Origin of the sequence: Pseudomonas baetica (genome assembly GCF_051216495.1) — a bacterium.
In the GTDB taxonomy this organism is placed as follows: domain Bacteria; phylum Pseudomonadota; class Gammaproteobacteria; order Pseudomonadales; family Pseudomonadaceae; genus Aquipseudomonas; species Aquipseudomonas baetica_B.
On sequence record NZ_JBPKAM010000228.1, the window covers coordinates 1 to 2,265 of the forward strand.

A 2,265-nucleotide genomic window follows, 5' to 3' on the forward strand; every position below is an offset into this window, starting at 1 on the left:
CCCCCCCCCCCCCCCCCCCCCCCCCCCCCCCCCCCCCCCCCCCCCCCCCCCCCCCCCCCCCCCCCCCCCCCCCCCCCCCCCCCCCCCCCCCCCCCCCCCCCCCCCCCCCCCCCCCCCCAGTACTGCCGCGTGTAATGCCCCAGGCTCACCCAACGCCCGCAGCAAACAATGCATCGCTTCCTCGCGACTGCGTTCGAAGCGATAGCGGGACTCGATGTACAACGCCAGTTTCAACTCCACCGGTTCTTCCAGCGGCAACGGCGCCTGTTGCAGCCCGAGCACACTGGCCACCCGGCTCGGCAGACTCATGCCGAAGGGTTGTCGATCGGCTATCAGTTTGGCCGCAAGCGTGCTCTGGGAGCTGACCGCCAGGGTACGGCGCAATCCTCTCAAACCCAGGTGCAAATCCACCGGACTGAGCCCATCGCGACGGCTGGAAACCTGGATCTGCGGCTGTTGCAGATAGGCCTCGAGCGTACGTGGCGGTTCCTTGAGGCCGGCGCCATAGGCGAATACGTAGTGATCGGCAGGCAATACCCGTTTGTGCAACCCCGCCAGTCCGGCCAGGGGTTGGTCGAGGTCGATCAGGATGTCCAGTTTACCGCTGGCCAGTTCCTGCAAGGCGTCGCGTCGGCGCGGCTGGAAATAGCGCACCTGCCAGTCGGCATGGGGCGATTCAAGCAATGCCTCGAGCAGCACCGGTTGCAAGCAGTCCAGGCAACTGATGCGCAACAACGGATGGTTTTGCCGTGCGGCGGGAATCATGCGCAAGCCATCGCGCAACGATTCCAGCGCCGTGCGCACGTAATCGGCCAGGCGATGCGCGACCAGTGTCGGCGTGACACCGAGTCGACTTTTGATAAACAGCGGATCGCCACACAACTCACGCAGGCGACGCAGCGCATTGCTCATCGCCGGTTGCGACAGGCTCATCACCTCGGCGGCCCGGGTGACGCTGCGCTGCTGGTAGATCGCATCGAAAGCGAGCAAGAGATTCAGATCGAGCTGGCGTAAATCAAGCATGGTCTTGCTCCGGCAAATCGCTTAACGTCGAGCAGCCTAACCCGTGTTGCGAAACCTGCTGTGAGCCCTACATGACAAAAAGCGATCAGTCCTTTCGCCTTCAGGCCCAGAACCTTCAACCACCGCCGAATGCGTTCTACGCCCCGACGTTGCTGCCGGCCATTGAAGAATTGCTGGCGCGTGGCATTGCCCGCGAGCGTATCGAAGACCTGTTCCACCGCAGCCTGTTCGAATTGCGTACGCCTTTCATGCGCGTGCCGCTGTTCCTTTCGCGGCGCTTCTGGTCGCTTGCCCTGGAGCAAACCGGCGACCCCTTGATCGGTCTGGCAGCCGGTCGACGGTTCGTTTCAACGGCCACCAATGGCCTGACCTACCTGTTCGACGTGGCCGCGTCCCTGGAAAGTGCCTGTGCTTACTTCGAGCGATTCTTTCCGTTCTTCTGCGGACACTTCCAGGCGCGAATCGTACGCGACGGCGACACTGTCGAACTGCAGTTGCTTGACTGTGGCAGTGTGAAGGCCAGCGCATCGATCGCCGATTACATCCTCATCAGCCTGTGCAGCATGCTGCGCCGAAAATTCCTGGCCAGTGGTCTGACGCGAGATCCGATCCTGGGCGTCGACCTGGCTTTTGCTTGTACCGGCAACCCCGAGCATCATGCCCAGGCGTTTCGCGCACCGGTGCGCTGGGGCGTCGCGCAGCACGGGATCCGTCTCGATCCGCAGTTATTCGTCACCGCGCTGACACCCGGCAATCATGAGCTTGAACATACACTGGTCGAGCTGCTGGAGCAGACCCGGTGCAACAGTGAACCGACCTTGCTGGAGCAAGTCAGCGACTACCTGATTGCCGACCTTGCCGGTGCCAGTTGGCAGCAGTTTTGCGAAGGCCAGCACTTGCTGGAGCGCACAGCGGCACGACGCTTGAAGGCACTGGGCTGGAGTTTTTCCGAGTTGCTGGATGAGTATCGCCGTTGTCGGACAGAGGATCTGTTGCAGGCAGGGAAACTTGAGCTGGTCGAGATTTCGGATCGGTTGGGGTACAGCGATGTGCAGAGTTTCAACCGGGCGTGCTTGCGGTGGCTAGGGTGTGCGCCGGGGGTGTATCGGGCGCGCTGGGGCAACCTCTAGATCTCGATTGCCTGGCAAGGCCCTTTCGGGGGGAGAGGTCCCCCCCCCCCCCGCCCGCACTCCCCCTCGTGAACGAAACCCGCCCCCCAACAAAAAAACCAACCCCCCCCAA

Annotated in this window: 2 protein-coding genes; one reads left to right on the plus strand and one right to left on the minus strand. The window is 63.2% G+C overall.

The genetic code is table 11. From position 1 onward, the window contains the following. A partial coding sequence (locus ACSFE6_RS31390) for a LysR family transcriptional regulator (RefSeq protein WP_435431247.1) occupies window positions 1–1,023 on the minus strand: 1,023 nt, incomplete at its 3' end. 71 nt (window positions 1,024–1,094) lie between these two features. Between ACSFE6_RS31390 and ACSFE6_RS31395 the strand changes: the two genes are divergently transcribed. Then, window positions 1,095–2,153: an AraC family transcriptional regulator ligand-binding domain-containing protein gene (locus ACSFE6_RS31395; protein ID WP_435431248.1), complete on the plus strand. Its 1,059-nt coding sequence runs from the start codon at window positions 1,095–1,097 to the stop codon at window positions 2,151–2,153. The last annotated feature ends 112 nt before the right edge of the window (window positions 2,154–2,265 follow it).

Coding starts and splice junctions, on each gene's coding strand:
- ACSFE6_RS31395 (WP_435431248.1), top strand. CDS start 1,095: ATGACAAAAAGCGATCAGTCCTTTCGCCTTCAGGCCCAGAACCTTCAA.